General features: G+C 63.3%; 17 protein-coding genes. All 17 read left to right on the top strand.

The window, feature by feature from the left end:
* Positions 1 to 7 precede the first annotated feature (7 nt).
* Genes EQV90_RS01270 through EQV90_RS01190 form a run of 17 tightly spaced genes read left to right on the top strand, consistent with a single transcriptional unit; the run spans position 8 to position 16312 of the window.
* A complete protein-coding gene (locus EQV90_RS01270) occupies positions 8 to 262 on the top strand; it encodes an acyl carrier protein (RefSeq protein ID WP_003438863.1) in 255 nt (84 codons plus the stop codon).
* The gene (locus EQV90_RS01265) at positions 259 to 804 is read left to right on the top strand and encodes a hypothetical protein (RefSeq protein ID WP_003438860.1); all 546 of its coding nucleotides are present in this window, start codon (positions 259 to 261) and stop codon (positions 802 to 804) included. The genes EQV90_RS01270 and EQV90_RS01265 overlap by 4 nt, the downstream gene beginning before the upstream one ends.
* Positions 801 to 2510: an AMP-binding protein gene (locus EQV90_RS01260; RefSeq protein ID WP_240877656.1), complete on the top strand. Its 1710-nt coding sequence runs from the start codon at positions 801 to 803 to the stop codon at positions 2508 to 2510. Before EQV90_RS01265 ends, EQV90_RS01260 begins: the two co-directional genes overlap by 4 nt.
* Entirely contained in the window at positions 2503 to 3237 is a 735-nt protein-coding gene (locus EQV90_RS01255) for a glycosyltransferase family 2 protein (protein ID WP_240877655.1), read from the top strand. Before EQV90_RS01260 ends, EQV90_RS01255 begins: the two co-directional genes overlap by 8 nt.
* Complete coding sequence (locus EQV90_RS01250) at positions 3234 to 4172, top strand: glycosyl transferase (protein ID WP_010656276.1); 939 nt, start codon at positions 3234 to 3236, stop codon at positions 4170 to 4172. Before EQV90_RS01255 ends, EQV90_RS01250 begins: the two co-directional genes overlap by 4 nt.
* Positions 4153 to 5697 carry an aromatic amino acid ammonia-lyase gene (locus EQV90_RS01245; protein WP_010656277.1) on the top strand — a complete coding sequence of 515 codons (1545 nt, stop codon included), beginning with the start codon at positions 4153 to 4155 and terminating at the stop codon, positions 5695 to 5697. Before EQV90_RS01250 ends, EQV90_RS01245 begins: the two co-directional genes overlap by 20 nt.
* Positions 5690 to 6115 carry an acyl-CoA thioesterase gene (locus tag EQV90_RS01240; RefSeq protein WP_003438849.1) on the top strand — a complete coding sequence of 142 codons (426 nt, stop codon included), beginning with the start codon at positions 5690 to 5692 and terminating at the stop codon, positions 6113 to 6115. The genes EQV90_RS01245 and EQV90_RS01240 overlap by 8 nt, the downstream gene beginning before the upstream one ends.
* Positions 6112 to 6759 carry an outer membrane lipoprotein carrier protein LolA gene (locus EQV90_RS01235; RefSeq protein WP_240877654.1) on the top strand — a complete coding sequence of 216 codons (648 nt, stop codon included), beginning with the start codon at positions 6112 to 6114 and terminating at the stop codon, positions 6757 to 6759. Before EQV90_RS01240 ends, EQV90_RS01235 begins: the two co-directional genes overlap by 4 nt.
* Positions 6749 to 9064: a hypothetical protein gene (locus EQV90_RS01230; protein ID WP_240877653.1), complete on the top strand. Its 2316-nt coding sequence runs from the start codon at positions 6749 to 6751 to the stop codon at positions 9062 to 9064. Before EQV90_RS01235 ends, EQV90_RS01230 begins: the two co-directional genes overlap by 11 nt.
* Positions 9058 to 10218 (top strand): sodium:proton antiporter, encoded by a 1161-nt coding sequence (locus EQV90_RS01225; RefSeq protein WP_127195716.1) that lies wholly within the window; start codon positions 9058 to 9060, stop codon positions 10216 to 10218. The genes EQV90_RS01230 and EQV90_RS01225 overlap by 7 nt, the downstream gene beginning before the upstream one ends.
* Positions 10209 to 11456 (top strand): tryptophan 7-halogenase, encoded by a 1248-nt coding sequence (locus EQV90_RS01220; RefSeq protein WP_240877652.1) that lies wholly within the window; start codon positions 10209 to 10211, stop codon positions 11454 to 11456. Before EQV90_RS01225 ends, EQV90_RS01220 begins: the two co-directional genes overlap by 10 nt.
* Positions 11453 to 12178, top strand: coding sequence for a class I SAM-dependent methyltransferase (locus EQV90_RS01215; protein ID WP_240877651.1), 726 nt, complete (start codon positions 11453 to 11455; stop codon positions 12176 to 12178). Before EQV90_RS01220 ends, EQV90_RS01215 begins: the two co-directional genes overlap by 4 nt.
* Positions 12175 to 12717, top strand: a complete 543-nt coding sequence (locus EQV90_RS01210) for a DUF3261 domain-containing protein (protein WP_240877650.1) — start codon at positions 12175 to 12177, stop codon at positions 12715 to 12717. The genes EQV90_RS01215 and EQV90_RS01210 overlap by 4 nt, the downstream gene beginning before the upstream one ends.
* Complete coding sequence (locus tag EQV90_RS01205) at positions 12714 to 13901, top strand: beta-ketoacyl-[acyl-carrier-protein] synthase family protein (protein ID WP_010656283.1); 1188 nt, start codon at positions 12714 to 12716, stop codon at positions 13899 to 13901. The genes EQV90_RS01210 and EQV90_RS01205 overlap by 4 nt, the downstream gene beginning before the upstream one ends.
* On the top strand, positions 13898 to 14365 hold the full coding sequence (locus tag EQV90_RS01200) for a hotdog family protein (RefSeq protein WP_003438831.1): 468 nt from the start codon (positions 13898 to 13900) through the stop codon (positions 14363 to 14365). The genes EQV90_RS01205 and EQV90_RS01200 overlap by 4 nt, the downstream gene beginning before the upstream one ends.
* Positions 14358 to 15086: a 3-oxoacyl-ACP reductase FabG gene (gene fabG / locus EQV90_RS01195; protein ID WP_003438827.1), complete on the top strand. Its 729-nt coding sequence runs from the start codon at positions 14358 to 14360 to the stop codon at positions 15084 to 15086. Before EQV90_RS01200 ends, fabG begins: the two co-directional genes overlap by 8 nt.
* Positions 15086 to 16312: a beta-ketoacyl-ACP synthase gene (locus tag EQV90_RS01190; protein ID WP_010656284.1), complete on the top strand. Its 1227-nt coding sequence runs from the start codon at positions 15086 to 15088 to the stop codon at positions 16310 to 16312. Before fabG ends, EQV90_RS01190 begins: the two co-directional genes overlap by 1 nt.
* The last annotated feature ends 17 nt before the right edge of the window (positions 16313 to 16329 follow it).

The following is a 16329-nucleotide window of genomic DNA, read 5'->3' as shown; positions in this document are numbered from 1 at the left end:
CCGAACCATGCAAACCCGTGAAGACATTTTCAATACCCTGCGCGACTCCCTGGTCGAACTCTTTGAACTCGAGCCCGAGCGCGTCACCCTGGACGCCAACCTGTACCAGGACCTGGAAATCGACAGCATCGACGCCGTTGACCTGATCGACCATATCAAGCGCAAAACCGGCAAAAAGATCGCGGCCGATGAATTCAAATCGGTGCGTACCGTCAACGACGTGGTTGAAGCGGTTTACCGTCTGGTTCACCCGGACGCATGAGGCGACTGATTGCCCCGGCACTGCTGCTGGCCGGCCTGCTGTACCCCTTTGCGGTGTATTTCGGCATGGCCCGTTTCGCCCCGTGGCAGTTTGCGCTGCTGCTCGGCGGCCTGTGGCTGGCACGCGCACTGACCGGTGGACGACGCCCGGCCGATCTGTGGATGGCCGGTCTGGCACTGGTGTTCTGCGGGTTGCTGGCGCTGTTCAACAGCCCGCTTCTGCTGCGCTGGTACCCGGTACTGATCAGCACGTTCATGCTCAGCCTGTTCGGCCTGAGCCTGAAGTTCGGCCCGCCGGTGATCGAGCGTCTGGCGCGACTGCGCGAACCGGAACTGCCCGCCATCGCAATTCATTACACACGACAGGTGACCAAAGTCTGGTGCCTGTTTTTTCTGTTCAACGGGTTAGTCGCAGCCGGCCTGACCCTGTGGGCACCGCTGAGCTGGTGGACGTTGTACAACGGCCTGATCGCCTACGGGTTGATGGGCCTGTTGTTTGCCATTGAATGGCTGGTACGACAAAAAGTAAGAGGCAGGGCATGAACTGGATAAAACTTGAGCAGCTATTGCTCAAGGGGCACAGCGGCCGAGCGGTCAGTTTCGACCCGGCACTGGATCACGACACCCTGCGCGGGCAGGCATTGAGCCTGGCAGGCGGGCTGCAACAGCGCGGCGTGCAACGTATTGCGCTGCACCTGGAAGATGCCGCCGAGCTGGCGGTCGCCCTGCTCGGTGCCTGGCGGGCCGGCGTCAGCGTATTGCTGCCCGCCGACCTGCAAGCGCAAACCCGGCAACGCTGGGACCCGCAGGTTGACCTGTGGATAACCCAAAGCAGCGAACTGCAGGCCCTTTATGCAAACCCCCTGCCCGGCGCCGGGCTCGATCTCGATGCCTGCCGGCTGAGCCTGTGTACTTCGGGCTCCAGCGGTGAACCCAAGCGCATCGACAAAACCCTGCGCCAGATGGCCAATGAAGTTGAGGCCCTGGAGCAACTGTGGGGCAACGAGCTGGGCGAGGCCTGTATCATCGCCAGCGTCGCTGCCCAGCATATCTATGGCCTGTTGTTCCGGGTGCTCTGGCCGCTGTGTGCGGGCCGCAGCTTTGTGCGCCAGCAACTGGCGTTCCCCGAAGACATGCAGCGCGTCAGCCGCGAGCACCCGGCATTTGCCTGGATTGCCAGCCCTGCGCTGCTCAAGCGCATGGGCGACAACCTCGACTGGCCGGCGCTGAGCCCGGTGCGCCGGGTATTTTCCTCTGGCGGTGCCTTGCCGGCCGAAGCCGCCCAAGCCTTGCACCAGCGCCTGGGCCAATGGCCTACGGAAATTTTCGGCAGCTCCGAAACCGGCGGCATTGCCTGGCGTCAGGGCCCGGGCCTGTGGCAACCCTTTGCCGATGTACAACTCAGCCAGGGCGAAGACGGGGCCCTGTGCATTGCCTCGGCTTACTTGCCCCCAGGCCATGTCGAACATAGCGCCGATGCGGCACGCATCGAAGCCGACGGGCGCTTTGAATTGCTCGCACGCCTGGACCGCATCGTCAAACTCGAAGAAAAACGTATCTCCCTGCCAATGCTGGAACAGGCACTGGAGGCACACGACTGGGTGCTTGAAGCTCGCTTGGGTGTAGTGCGGGAAAACCGGGCGTCACTCGGCGCCTTGCTGGTCCTGAGCGACAGCGGCCTGTTTGCCTTGCGTGAACATGGCCGGCGCACGCTGACCCAGACCCTGCGCCAGCACCTGAGCCAGCACTGCGAAGCCCTGGCCTTGCCGCGCCGCTGGCGCTTGCTGCGCCAGTTGCCGCTCACCAGCCAGGGCAAACTGCCCCAGGCGCAGGTCGATGCACTGTTATTGGCACCACGGCCCAAACAGCCTGAAGTCCTGAGTCAGAACCAGCGCGATGGTGTTTGGACCCTGAGACTGGCGGTGCCCCCGGACCTGGCATTCTTTAGCGGTCACTTCCCCACAACCCCGGTGCTGCCGGGCGTGGTGCAAATAGACTGGGCCATCAGTCTGGGCCAGCAATTGCTCGACCTGCCACCGCGGTTTGGCGGGATGGAAGTCCTCAAATTCCAGCAACTGGTGCGCCCCGGCGACGAGATTGAGCTGACCCTGGGTTTCGACCCGCAGCGCAGCAAATTGCACTTTGCCTATCGCCATGGCGACGCCGCCTGCTCCAGCGGGCGCATTGTCTGGGCCGCCAATGACAACCTCGGTGGGAGCAGCGACATCAAGGAGCCTCCCCATGCATAACCCCTGCGCCGTGATCCCGGTTTACAACCACGAAACTGCCGTGCCTGACGTGGTCGAAGCGCTGCTCGCTGCCGGCTTGCCCTGCGTACTGGTGGACGATGCCAGCAGCCCCGCGTGCAGTGCCGTCCTGGAACAACTGGCGCAAGGCCCAGGCATCCATCTGATCCGCCTGGCGATCAACCAGGGCAAGGGCGGCGCAGTCATGGCCGGCCTGCGCGAAGCCGAGCGCCTGGGCTTTAGCCACGCCCTGCAGGTGGACGCCGATGGCCAGCACGACCTGCGTGATGTGGCGACTTTTATCCAGGTTTCGCAACTCAATCCCGAAGCGCTGATTTGCGGGTATCCGCAATATGACGCCAGCGTGCCCAAAGGCCGTTTGTACGCGCGTTACCTGACCCACGTCTGGGTGTGGATCAACAGCCTGTCGCTGCAAATTCCCGACTCGATGTGCGGTTTCCGGGTCTACCCGCTGACCCCGACCCTGGCCCTGATCAACTCGGCCAGACTGGGCAGGCGCATGGACTTCGACCCAGAAATCCTGGTGCGTCTGGCGTGGCGCAATCAACCGATGCGCTGGCTGCCGACCAAGGTCCATTACCCGCAAGACGGCCTGTCGCACTTTCGCCTGTTCCATGACAACGCATTGATCAGCGCCATGCACACCCGGCTGTTCTTCGGCATGCTCCTGCGTTTTCCGGTCATTCTCTGGAGGCGCTGGCAGGCATGAGCGAAGCACAACAGCATTGGGCCGAGCACAAGGAGCGCGGCAGTTTCTGGCTGATGAAACTCACCGCCTTCGGCATCAAATTGCTCGGCCGCCGCCTGCTGGCCCCGGTGCTGTACGGCATCGTGCTGTACTTCTTTGTCTTCGGCCGCAGCGCCCGCCGCAGCATCTGGTGCTACCAGCAGCGGCTGGCCGACTGGAGCGGCCAGACCGCCCCGGGCCCTTCCCACAGGCGGGTATTCGGGCAATTCATGGCCTTCGCCGACGCCCTGCTGGACAAGCTCGACATGTGGAATGGCCGCCTGAAGATTGCCGACATCGAAATCGTCGACCCGGCCGGCCTGCGCGATCAACTGCGCGGCGAACGCGGGCAAATGCTGGTGGGGGCGCATCTGGGCAACCTTGAGGTCTGCCGCGCGCTCGCCGAGCTGGGCGAAAAGGTCACCATGAACGTGCTGGTGCACACCAAGCATGCCGAGCAATTCAACCGCCTGCTGGGGGAAGCCGGGGCCACCAACCTGCGACTGATCCAGGTCAGCGAACTCAACCCGGCGGTCATGCTGCAACTGAGTCAGCGTCTGGAAAACGGCGAGTGGCTGGCGATCGCCGGTGACCGCGTACCGCTGCATGGCGGGCGCAATGTGCGGGTCGATTTTCTCGGCCACCCGGCGCCCTTCCCCCAGGGCCCGTGGCTACTGGCCGGACTGCTCAAGTGCCCGGTCAATTTACTGTTTTGCCTGAAACGCGAAGGCCGTTACCGGGTCATCCTCGAACCCTTCGCCGACGCCGTGCAGTGGCGGCGCAGCGACCGCGAGCAGGTCATCGCCGAATGGACGACACGCTACGCCGAACGCCTGGGCCATTACTGCCTGGAAGCGCCACAACAGTGGTTCAACTTTTACCCTTTCTGGAAAACCGATGACGACGCAACCCCATGAGCCAGTAACCTTCGGCCAAACCCCGTTGCGCATTGAAGACGTGCTGGCGCTGGCCAATCGTCAGGTGCCGACCCGCCTGCAAGACGACGCCGAGTATCGCGAGCGCATCGCCAAAGGCGCGCGTTTTCTCGATTCGTTGCTGGACAAGGAAGGCGTGATCTACGGCGTGACCACCGGTTACGGCGACTCATGCGTGGTGGCGGTGCCGCTGGAGCATGTCGAAGCGCTGCCCCGTCATCTCTATACCTTCCATGGCTGCGGGCTGGGCAAACTGCTCGATGCCCAGGCCACCCGCGCCGTGCTGGCGGCGCGTTTGCAGTCGCTGTGCCATGGGGTCTCCGGGGTACGGATCGAGCTGCTGGAGCGGCTGCAGGCCTTCATCGCCCACGACATCCTGCCGCTGATCCCGGAAGAGGGCTCGGTCGGCGCCAGCGGTGATCTGACCCCGCTGTCCTACGTCGCCGCGACCCTGTCCGGCGAGCGCGAAGTGCTGTTCAACGGTGAACGCCGCCTGGCCGCTGACGTCCACCGCGAACTGGGCTGGACCCCGCTGGTACTGCGACCCAAGGAAGCGCTGGCGCTGATGAACGGCACCGCGGTGATGACCGGCCTGGCGTGCCTGGCCTATGCCCGCGCCGATTACCTGCTCAAACTGGCGACCCGCATCACCGCTCTCAACGTGGTCGCGCTGCAGGGCAACCCCGAGCATTTCGACGAACGCCTGTTCGCTGCCAAGCCGCATCCGGGGCAAATGCAGGTCGCCGCATGGATTCGCCAGGACCTGGCCATCGACGCCCCGACCGCTCCATTGCATCGTCTGCAAGACCGCTACTCGCTGCGTTGTGCGCCCCACGTCCTGGGGGTGCTGGCCGATAGCCTGAACTGGCTGCGCGGGTTTATCGAGATCGAACTCAACAGTGCCAACGACAACCCCATCATCGACGCCGAAGAAGAGCGCGTGCTCCACGGCGGTCACTTCTACGGCGGCCATATCGCCTTCGCCATGGACAGCCTCAAGACCCTGGTCGCCAACGTCGCCGACCTGCTGGACCGCCAGCTCGCGCTGCTGGTGGACGTGCGCTACAACCACGGCCTGCCGAGCAACCTGTCGGGTGCGACAGCGCAACGGGCGATGCTCAACCATGGTTTCAAGGCCGTACAGATCGGCACCAGCGCCTGGACCGCCGAGGCCTTGAAAAACACCATGCCGGCCAGCGTGTTCTCACGCTCCACCGAGTGCCACAACCAGGACAAAGTGAGCATGGGCACCATCGCCGCCCGCGATGCGATCCGCGTGCTGGAGCTGACCGAACAAGTGGCCGCCGCAACCTTGCTCGCCGCCAATCAGGGCGTGTGGCTGCGCAGTCGTGCCGAAGATGCCCGCCCGCTGCCGCCTGCGCTGGCCGCGATGCACACCGAACTGAGCAAAGACTTCCCGCCCGTGGTTGAAGACCGCGCCCTCGAAGCCGAACTGCGCCTGTGCCTGGCCCGGATCGCCCAACAACACTGGAGGCTGCATGCGTAGCAAAGGCGTTCTGCACGTTGACACTGAAATTCTGGTGCCGTTTTTCGACATCGATACCATGCACGTGGTGTGGCACGGGCATTACGTCAAATACCTGGAAGTGGCGCGCTGCGCGCTGCTGGACCACATCGGCCACAACTACACCCACATGCTCGCCGCGGGCTACGCCTGGCCGGTGATCGACATGCAGCTGCGTTATGTGCGCGGCGCCACCTTTGGCCAGCGGATCAATGTACGCGCCAGCCTGGTGGAGTGGGAGAACCGCTTGAAGATCAACTATCTGATCAGCGACCTGGCCAGCGGCGAACGCCTGACCCGCGCCAGCACCGTGCAAGTGGCGGTGGAAATTGCCAGCCGCGAAATGCAACTGGCGTCGCCCGCCTGCTTTACCGAAGCCGTCGCCAGGGTGCTGCCATGAGCCCGAAATCCTGTAGCAGCGAGCTGGCTCGCGAGATGTCTGGCCGCTTTAAAAAGCTCGCTGCTACAGGGTTTGTGCTGATGTTTTTATGTTCATCAGCCCAGGCCTTCGACCTGCAACAACTCAGCACACAGCTGGCCAGGCCACAGGTTATCCACGGCGATTTCATCCAGGAAAAACACCTGCGCGCCCTGCCCAAACCACTGATCAGCACCGGTACTTTTGTACTGGCCAAGGACCACGGCCTGCTCTGGCAACTCAAGACCCCGTTGCAACAGGACTACCGCATCACCGCCCAGGGCATAGCCCGGCGCAACGCTTCTGAATGGCAAATGCTCCCCGGCAAGAGCGCCGGAGCCGAGCAGAACCGGCTGTTCCTCGCCGTCCTGCAGGGCGACAGCAGCGACCTGCAGCGCGACTTCGAGCTGCAACTGCAAGGCGAAGCCAGCCACTGGCAACTGACCCTGACCCCGCGTTCAATGCTGCTCAAACAGATTTTCACCCGGATCAATATCGACGGCGGCGAACTGGTGCAACGCATCGAGCTGCAAGAAACCCAGGGCGACAGCACCTTGCTCAAGCTGCAAAACAGCGTCAGCAATCAACCCTTGAGCGATGCGGAGCAGCACGACTTTGCCCAGTGAACGCTGGTTGCCCCGTGGCTTTCTGATCCTGCTGCTGGCCGTGCTCGCACTGGCCGCCTGGCAATGGCGTCACGGCGCTCCGCTGTCGGCCAACCTGATGGAACTGGTGCCCGGTGAATCGCCGGACGCCCTGGAACTGAGCGCCGAACAGCGCATGCAAGAACCGCTGAACCGAGAGATGCTGGTACTGGTGGGCAGCGCCGATCGCCAGCAGGCAATCGCCACTGCCCGGCAACTGGGCGAAGCCTGGCAAGCCAGCGGCCTGTTCGAGAAGGTGCAGTGGAACCTGCAAGCCGACCTGCCGGCCCTGCGCCAACAACTGCTGCGCGGACGTCTGGCGATGCTGGCCGAAGCTGATCGTACGCAACTGATCCAGCATCCCGATGCGTTCATCCAGCAGCGGGTGCAGTCGCTGTTCGACCCCTTTACCGGGTTCAGCCTGGTGCCGAGCCAGGACGACTGGCTGGGCCTGACCGGACGCATTCAGAACAGTCAGCCGGCCCGTGGCAGCGTGCAGCTGGATATCGGTAGCGGAGCCCTGATCGCCGATGCCGACGGTAAAAGCTGGGTGCTGCTGCGGGCGCGCACCCTGGGCAATGCCTTTGACATGCAGCTGCCGCTGCAAGTGGCCGGGCTGCTCGAACAAAGCCGCCAGCAAGCGGCCAGCCACGATGTGCAATTGCTGGCCGCCAGCGGCCTGCTGTATGCGGCCAGCGGGCAACAGCAAGCGAGCCGCGAAATCACCTGGGTCGGCGGCGGTGCCACCCTGGGCATTCTTCTGCTGTTGCTGTTGGCCTTTCGCCGCTGGCGAGTATTGCTGGCCTTTGTCCCGGTGTTGGTGGGCATGCTGTTTGGCGCCGTGGCCTGCGTCGCCTGGTTTGGCAGCATGCACGTGATGACGCTGGTGCTGGGCTCCAGCCTGATCGGGGTGGCAGTGGATTACCCGCTGCACTACCTGTCCAAAAGCTGGAGCCTGAAACCCTGGCGCAGCTGGCCCGCCTTGCGCCTGACCTTGCCCGGGTTGAGCCTGAGCCTGGCCACCAGCTGCATCGGTTATCTGGCCCTGGCCTTTACCCCGTTCCCGGCCCTCACCCAAATCGCCATTTTCTCCGCCGCCGGCCTGGTCGGGGCTTATCTGAGCGCCGTGTGCTTGCTGCCCGCCTTGCTCAAGGGTGTCGAGCTGCGCCCGGCGCAATGGCCGCTGAGCATTGCGCAAACCCTGCTGGATATCCGTGAAGCCTTGCTCAGAAAGATTCCCACCCCGGCATTGCTGGCCCTGTTGCTGGCGTTTTGCGCCGCCGGGTTGTGGCAACTGACCAGCAAGAACGACATCCGCCAATGGGTCGGCGCACCGCCGCAGTTAATGGCCGAAGCCCAGGCCATTGCGCGAATCACCGGCTACCAGCCCACCAGTCAGTTTTTTCTGGTGCGCGCCGACAATCAACAGCAGTTGCTGGAGCGCCAGGCCGCCCTCAGTGAGCGCCTCGATCAGTTGGTCAACATGGGCAAACTGCAGGGCTATCTGGCGCTCAACCAACTGGTCAACCAGCCTGGCGCGCAACATCAACTGCGGGCCGCCCTGGATCAACTGCCACACCACTGGCAGCCGCTGCTGGAACTCGGCGTCAGCGAGGCCGCCCTGCAAAATGAGCTGGCCCAACTCCAGGCCTTGCCCGAGCAGCAGATTGACGATGCCTTGAGCGGGCCGCTGGCCGAACCGTGGCGCCCGCTGTGGCTGGGTAACACCCCCGAGGGCGTGGCCGCGATGGTCAGCCTGCAAGGGCTGAACAATGCCAGTCTGCTGCGGGTGCAGGCGCAGGACCTGCCCGGTGTGCAACTGGTGGACCGGCTGGGTGATTTGAACCGGGTGTTCGCCGCCACCCAAATCAGCGCCGCCGAATTGAAACTGCTGTCCTGCGTCCTGATCGTGCTGCTGTTGATCGCGCCATTCGGTTTTCGCGGCGCGCTGCGCATCGTCGCCCTGCCGTTGCTGGCCGCGCTGTGCAGCCTGGCCAGCCTTGGCTGGCTGGGTCAGCCGCTGACCCTGTTCAGCCTGTTCGGCTTATTGCTGGTGACGGCCATCAGCGTCGATTACGCCATTCTGATGCGCGAACAGATTGGTGGCGCTGCAGTCAGTCTGCTTGGCACCTTGCTGGCGGCACTGACTACCTGGCTGTCATTCGGCCTGCTGGCCGTATCCAGCACCCCGGCGGTGAGCAACTTCGGGCTGTCGGTGAGCCTGGGGCTGGCGTTCAGCTTCATCCTCGCGCCATGGGCCGGGAAGCAGGAGCACAAGCCATGCTGACCCTGCTGTTCTGGCTGATGGCCCTGGCCCTGTTTGCCGGGGCCACCCGGCTGGGCCGCCACTTCGGGGTGATCCCGATTGTCAGCCAGTTATTGTTGGCGTCCATCGGTTTGCCGCTGCTGATGCTGCTGTGGGTCGAACCCCACTGGCAGCTAAGCGGCGCGCAGCTGGTCACGCCAGGGTGGCTGAAAACCCTGTACAGCCTGAGTTTCGCCCTGTTGCTGGGGCATATCCTGAGTGATGTGATTGACCTGCGCATCGACCGCCAGAGCCTGAAAATCGCCCTGCCCAGTTTTGCCATTCCCTTTGTCTGCGGGCTGGCCTGCGCGGTGTGGCTGCTGCCCGCACAACCCTGGCTGAGCTCGCTGGCGGTGGGCCTGGTGTTTGCGATCACCGCGATCCCGGTGCTGTATCTGTATCTGCGCCATATCGACTACCCGCCCGCCGCTGCCCGCCGCCTGGTACAAAGCGCGATCCTGATCGACCTGACCTGCTGGAGCCTGTTCGGCCTGGCCCAGGGCAGCCTCAATCTCAGCAGCCTGCTCCTGCCGCTGGCGGGCGCCCTGCTGCCGTTGTTGCTGCGCGGACTGCGGATTCGCCAACCCCTGTGTTACAGCCTGGGTTTTCTCGCCCTGCTGGTGGTAGCCGAGCATTACCGGCTCAATGCGCTGGTTTTCGGCGTCGGTTACCTGTTGTGCATGGCGTGGCTCAAAGTCCCGCTGGTGATGCCGTTGAAAGCCGCCTGGCTGGAAAGCCTGCAAACCCGCCTGGCGGTGCCGTTGATCCTCACCTTCGGCATTGTGCAGATCAACCTGCACAGCGCCCTGAACAGCATCAGCGCCTTGCAGATAGCGGCACTGTTGCTGCTGCCGATGGCCAGCAAGCTGCTGGGCAACTGGCTGGGGTTGAGCTGGGCCACGCCTTCGTTTACCGGCGCCAGCAAGTGGCGTGAAAGCCTGCTGCTGAATATTCGCGGCTTGAGTGAAATCGTCTTTCTCAACCTGCTGCTGCAACAACAGCTCATCAGCCCCGCACTGTACTTCGCGCTGATGCTGATGGGCCTGATCGCCACGCTGTTACCGGCGCTGGCGGGCATCAACAAAACCCCTGTGAAGTCTGCCGTCCCCCCCGGCAAGGAGCCCGTGTGTCAGTAATAGATATGGAACGTCGTCAGGTCGTGGTGATTGGTGCCGGGCCGTCCGGTGCAATCGCGGCGGCCTTGCTCAAACGCAAAGGGCACGATGTATTGATCGTCGAGCGCCAGCACTTCCCGCGCTTTTCCATTGGTGAAAGCCTACTGTCGCACTGCCTGGATTTCATCGAGGAAGCCGGCATGCTCGAGGCGGTGCAAGCCGCCGGTTTTCAACTGAAGAACGGCGCCGCCTTCGCCTGGGGCGAGCAGTACAGCGCCTTCGATTTTGGCGACACCTTCAGCAACGGCAAGCCGACCACGTTCCAGGTCCAGCGGGCCGATTTCGACAAGCTGCTGGCTGACCAGGCTGCACTGCAAGGCGTCGAAATCCGCTATGGCGAAACCGTGACCGCAGTGGATATCGAGCGCAGCAAGCCGCTGCTGGATGTGGTGCGCGAAGACGCCAGCAGCTACCGGATCGAGGCCGACTTTATCCTCGACGCCAGCGGTTACGGACGAGTTCTGCCGCGCCTGCTCGATCTCGAAGCGCCCTCCGGTTTCCCGGTGCGCCAGGCGGTGTTCACCCATGTCGAGGACCGGATTGACTGCACGGGTTTCGAGCGCGAAAAAATCCTCATCACCACCCACCCGACCCAGCGCGATATCTGGTTCTGGACCATCCCCTTCAGCAATGGCCGAAGTTCGGTGGGCGTGGTGGCGGCGGCGGAACACTTTGTGGGACGCAGCCAGAACCCCGACCAGTGCCTGCGCAGTTTTATCGAGCAAACCCCAAGCCTGGGCCGGGTACTGGCCAATGCCGTGTGGGACACCCCGGCACGCACCCTCGGCGGTTACTCGGCCAACGTCAAAACCCTGCACGGGCCGGGTTTTGCCTTGCTGGGCAATGCCGCCGAGTTCCTCGACCCGGTGTTCTCTTCGGGCGTGACCATTGCCATGCGCTCGGCCAGCATGGCCGCCGCAGTGCTGCACCGCCAGCTACAAGGCGAAGCCGTAGACTGGCAAATCGAGTTTGCCGAACCGCTCAAACGTGGAGTCGACACCTTCCGCTGCTACGTCGAAGGCTGGTACGCCGGCACTTTCCAGGACGTGATCTTCCACCCCGACAGCTCGCCACAAATACGGCGCATGATCAGCGCGATTCTGGCCGGCTATGCCTGGGATGAAAGCAACCCCTTTGTCAGCGAACCCCGGCGCCGCCTGCGCATGCTGTCGGACATCTGCGCCACGGAGACCCCATGAAACCTCTGAGCGATACCTACGTCGAAGAAACCCGTTTCGGGTTCTGGTTTTTACGCAGTCACACCTGGCAGCATCACGTACTGCGCGTGGCCATCAACGACCTGCGCAGTCTGTTCAGCGCTGAGCTGCCAACGGCGCCGGTCATCCTCGATGCCGGTTGCGGGCAGGGCAAGTCGTTCCAGTACCTGCAACAAACCTTCGCCCCCAGGCGCCTGATCGGCCTCGACGCCGACCCGCTGAGCCTGACCCTGAGCCGCGAAGAAGCGCGGCGTCAGGGCATCGACATTGAACTGATCGGCAGCGACTGCGCCGAACTTGAAATCGCGGACGCCAGCGTCGACATCCTGTTTTGCCATCAGACTTTCCATCACCTGGTGCAACAGGACCGCGCACTGGCCGAGTTTTATCGGGTGCTCAAGCCCGGCGGCTATTTGCTGTTTGCCGAATCTACCGAGGCTTACATCGATACCTGGGTGATTCGCTGGCTGTTCCGCCACCCGATGCACGTGCAGAAAAGTGCCGCGCAATATCTGGAGATGATCCGCGATCAGGGCTTCGAGTTTACAGAGCAGAACGTGTCATACCCGTATCTGTGGTGGAGCCGCTCCAAAGACTTCGGGCTGCTGGAACGCCTGGGCCTGCGTCGCGCGAAACCGGTGGGCGAGCGCGAGGAAACCCTGGTCAACCTGGTGGCCCGTAAACCTGCGGGACCTGCGCAGTGAGCCTGGCGATGCACAAAACCTGCAGGAGCGAGCTTGCTCGCGAGATTTTTAAAAAGATCAAACAGCTCGCTCCTGCAGGTTTGCTGGCGTGCCTGCTATTGGGCGGCTGCGCGAGCCTGCCACTGCCCGAACAGACCCCGACCCTGGCGCTGCCGATGCAATTGCATATTCAGCGCGAACAGGCCGACCAGCGCCAGGACTGGCTGCTGGTGATTCAACAGCAAGGCGCAGGCTTGCGCTGGTCGTTGATGGACCCGCTGGGGATTCCCCTGGCGCGTCAGGTGTTGCAGGACGGAAGCTGGCATGCCGACGGTTTGCTGCCTCCCAACCCCGAGGCCCGGGAGCTGTTTGCCGCCCTGCTGTTTGCACTTACGCCCCAGGCCGAACTGGCGGCCAATTATCCACAGGCAGAATCGGCGGCCGACGCGCGGTTTCTGAAACCACGCTGGCAAGTCCATTATCGACAGCCACAGGTATTGCGCATTGATATCAAGGGCGATGTGCATTACGCCATCAGCCCGCTGGAGGCGCCACCATGACCGCGTATCTGAATGCCTTGGGCATCATCTGCTCCCTGGGCCGCAGCCCCGATGAAGTGGCGCGCCGGCTGTTTGCCGGTGACTGCTCGGGCATACAGCGCGCCAGCGGCCTGGTACCCGGACGCAAGGTGTCGGTGGCCGGTGTGCAGGGCGAACTGGCGGCGATCCCGGCGCAATTGAGTGCGCACGCCAGCCGCAATAACCAGTTGCTGCTCGAAGCGGCATTGCAGATTCGCGAGCCCATTGAACAGGCAATCCGCACCTGGGGCCGTGACCGCATCGCCATTGTGCTGGGCACCAGCACCTCGGGGATCGATGAAGCCAGCCAGGGTATTGCCCACTACTTGCAGCATCAGCAGTTCCCCGAAAATTACGACTATCAGCAACAAGAACTGGGGGCGCCGGCCAGTTTCCTGGCTGACTGGCTGAATGTCAGCGGCCCGGCCTATGTCATTTCTACCGCCTGCACCTCCAGCGCCCGGGCCCTGATGAGCGCCCAGCGCCTGCTGGACATGAACCTGTGTGACGCGGTGCTGTGCGGCGGTGTGGACAGTTTGTGCAAGCTGACCCTCAATGGTTTTTCGGCCCTTGAAGCGGTGTCCGATGAACGCTGCAACCCGTTCTCGGCAAACCGCTGCGGAATCAATATTGGCGAAGCCGGCGTACTGTTCTTGATGAGCCGTCAGCCCGCCGCAGAACATTCGATTGCCCTGCTCGGCGCCGGCGCCAGTTCGGACGCGCACCATATCTCGGCCCCCGAGCCCACTGGCCGGGGTGCGGTGCAGGCCATGCACAAGGCTTTGCACCGGGCCAGTCTGCAAGCCGGCCAGATCGGTTACCTGAACCTGCATGGCACTGCCACCCGGCACAATGACGCCATGGAAAGCCACGCCGTGGCCCAGGTGTTCCCCCAGGCGGTGCCATGCTCGTCGACCAAGCCCATGACCGGCCATACGCTGGGTGCAGCAGGCGCACTGGAAGCTGCGTTTTGCTGGTTGAGCCTGACCCGCGGCAACCTGCTGCCACCCCATGTCTGGGACGGCCAGGGCGATCCGCAACTTCCGGTACTGAATTGGGTGACGCCCGGCCAGACCCTGGCATCTACACAACAGCGCTGCCTGATGAGCAACTCGTTTGCTTTCGGTGGCAATAACGTCAGCCTGATTATCGGAGACGCCCCATGATTGCTTGGCCGCTCGCCGAATTGCTGCCCCACGCCGGCGACATGATCCTGATCGATCAGGTGCTGGAGTTTGACCAGGAACAGATTCATACCCGTCTCACCGTGCGCCCCGGCGGCTTGTTCAACCGTGAAGACGGCAGCCTCCCGGCATGGGTGGGCATCGAGTTGATGGCGCAAAGCGTGGCGGCCTATGCCGGTTGCCGCGCACGCAGTGAAGGCAACCCCGTCGAGCTGGGCTTTTTGCTCGGCACGCGCAAATTTGAATGCAATGTCGAACACTTTCCGGCGGGCGCCGAGTTGCAGATTCACGCCCTGCGCTCACTGGAAGACGACAACGGCATGGGGGTTTTCGAGTGTCATCTCACCGCCCCCGGCATTCATGCCAGCGCCCGCCTGAACGTGTTCCGTCCACCCCAGGCACAAAACTATCTTGCTCAAGCCTCCCGGGAGACCCGCCATGACTGAGTCCATTCTGGTTACCGGTTCCAGCCGTGGCATCGGCCGCGCCATCGCCCTGCGCCTGGCCCGGGCCGGTTTCGATCTGGTGCTGCACTGCCGCAGTGGCCGCAGCGAAGCCGACGCCGTGATGGCCGAGGTCCAGGCCCTGGGGCGCACTGCCCGGGTACTGCAATTTGACGTCTCGGATCGCGCCCGCTGCCGGGAAATTCTTGAAGCCGACGTAGAAGCCTTTGGCGCCTATTACGGCGTGGTGCTCAATGCCGGCCTGACCCGCGATGGCGCCTTCCCGGCGTTGAGTGAAGACGACTGGGACGAGGTGATGCGCACCAACCTGGACGGTTTTTACAACGTGCTGCACCCGGTGATGATGCCGATGATTCGCCGCCGCAAGGCCGGGCGCATTGTGTGCATTACCTCGGTGTCGGGCCTGATCGGCAATCGCGGGCAGGTCAACTACAGCGCCTCCAAGGCCGGTCTGATCGGTGCCGCCAAAGCGCTGGCCATCGAACTGGGCAAACGCAAGATCACCGTTAACTGCGTCGCTCCGGGCCTGATCGACACCGCCATGCTCGACGAAAACGTCCCCGTGGAAGAACTGATGAAAATGATCCCCGCACAACGCATGGGCACCCCGGAAGAAGTGGCGGGCGCGGTCAACTTTTTGATGTCCGGCGAAGCCGGCTACATCACCCGCCAGGTCCTGGCGGTCAATGGAGGCCTGTGCTGATGAAGCGCGTTGTCGTCACCGGCATGGCCGGCATCACCTCGCTGGGCAGTGACTGGGCCAGTATCGAAGCCAATTTTTTAGCCGGTCGCAGCGGCATCCGGCGTATGGACGAGTGGGACCGGTTCACCGAGCTCAACACCCGTCTGGCCGGCCCCATCGATGACTTTGTGGTGCCAAAGCACTGGACCCGCAAACAACTGCGCAGCATGGGCCGGGTCTCGCGCCTGGCGGTTGGCGCCGCCGAACTGGCCTTGCAGGACGCCGGCTTGCTGGGCAACCCGATCATTCGTGACGGACGCATGGGCGTGGCCTGCGGCTCGTCCACCGGCAGCACCGACGAGATCAAGGCCTTTGGCAACATGCTGCTCAACTCGGTGGCCGACGGTCTGAACGCCAACAGCTACGTGCGCATGATGCCCCACACCACCGCGGCCAATATCAGCATCTTTTTTGGTCTGACCGGGCGCCTGATCCCCACCTCCAGCGCCTGCACCAGTGGCAGCCAGGGCATCGGCTATGCCTACGAATCGATCAAGTTCGGACGCTTGCCCCTGATGCTCGCCGGCGGTGCCGAAGAACTCTGCCCCACCGAAGCCATGGTGTTTGACGCGCTGTACGCCACCAGCCTGAAAAACGACGCACCGCACACCAGCCCGCGCCCCTACGACCAGGACCGGGACGGCCTGGTGATAGGCGAAGGCGGCGGCATGCTGGTGCTCGAAGAGCTGGAACACGCCCTGGCCCGTGGTGCCCATATCCATGCCGAGATCGTCGGTTTCGGCAGCAATGCCGACGGCCAGCACACCACCCGCCCGGAAGTCAGCACCATGCGCCGGGCCATGGAGCTGGCGCTGGAAGACGCAGGCATCGCCGCGCAGGCCATCGGCTATGTCAACGGACACGGCACCGCCACCGAACAGGGCGACATTGCCGAAACCCTGGCCACCAGTGAATTGTTCGGCAAGCACATGCCCATCAGCTCGCAGAAGAGTTTTCTGGGCCACACCCTGGGTGCCTGCGGGGCGCTGGAATCGTGGTTCTGTATCGAAATGATGAACCGCGACCGCTATGTACCGACGCTCAACCTGGACCAGGTCGACCCGCGCTGCGGCGAGCTGGATTATCTGCGGGGCGGGTTTCGCGAGATGCACAACGATTACGTGATGAACAACAACTTTGCCTTTGGCGGGGTCAACACATCGTTGATCTTGCGCCGCTGGTCGTAACGCTTCTGGAGCCAATG

This window comes from Pseudomonas sp. TMW22089 (assembly GCF_022496645.1).
Lineage (GTDB): Bacteria > Pseudomonadota > Gammaproteobacteria > Pseudomonadales > Pseudomonadaceae > Aquipseudomonas > Aquipseudomonas paraversuta.
This window is presented reverse-complemented; position numbering and strand designations above follow the sequence as displayed.

Coding starts and splice junctions, on each gene's coding strand:
- EQV90_RS01270 (WP_003438863.1), top strand. CDS start 8: ATGCAAACCCGTGAAGACATTTTCAATACCCTGCGCGACTCCCTGGTC.
- EQV90_RS01265 (WP_003438860.1), top strand. CDS start 259: ATGAGGCGACTGATTGCCCCGGCACTGCTGCTGGCCGGCCTGCTGTAC.
- EQV90_RS01260 (WP_240877656.1), top strand. CDS start 801: ATGAACTGGATAAAACTTGAGCAGCTATTGCTCAAGGGGCACAGCGGC.
- EQV90_RS01255 (WP_240877655.1), top strand. CDS start 2,503: ATGCATAACCCCTGCGCCGTGATCCCGGTTTACAACCACGAAACTGCC.
- EQV90_RS01250 (WP_010656276.1), top strand. CDS start 3,234: ATGAGCGAAGCACAACAGCATTGGGCCGAGCACAAGGAGCGCGGCAGT.
- EQV90_RS01245 (WP_010656277.1), top strand. CDS start 4,153: ATGACGACGCAACCCCATGAGCCAGTAACCTTCGGCCAAACCCCGTTG.
- EQV90_RS01240 (WP_003438849.1), top strand. CDS start 5,690: ATGCGTAGCAAAGGCGTTCTGCACGTTGACACTGAAATTCTGGTGCCG.
- EQV90_RS01235 (WP_240877654.1), top strand. CDS start 6,112: ATGAGCCCGAAATCCTGTAGCAGCGAGCTGGCTCGCGAGATGTCTGGC.
- EQV90_RS01225 (WP_127195716.1), top strand. CDS start 9,058: ATGCTGACCCTGCTGTTCTGGCTGATGGCCCTGGCCCTGTTTGCCGGG.
- EQV90_RS01215 (WP_240877651.1), top strand. CDS start 11,453: ATGAAACCTCTGAGCGATACCTACGTCGAAGAAACCCGTTTCGGGTTC.
- EQV90_RS01205 (WP_010656283.1), top strand. CDS start 12,714: ATGACCGCGTATCTGAATGCCTTGGGCATCATCTGCTCCCTGGGCCGC.
- EQV90_RS01200 (WP_003438831.1), top strand. CDS start 13,898: ATGATTGCTTGGCCGCTCGCCGAATTGCTGCCCCACGCCGGCGACATG.
- fabG (WP_003438827.1), top strand. CDS start 14,358: ATGACTGAGTCCATTCTGGTTACCGGTTCCAGCCGTGGCATCGGCCGC.
- EQV90_RS01190 (WP_010656284.1), top strand. CDS start 15,086: ATGAAGCGCGTTGTCGTCACCGGCATGGCCGGCATCACCTCGCTGGGC.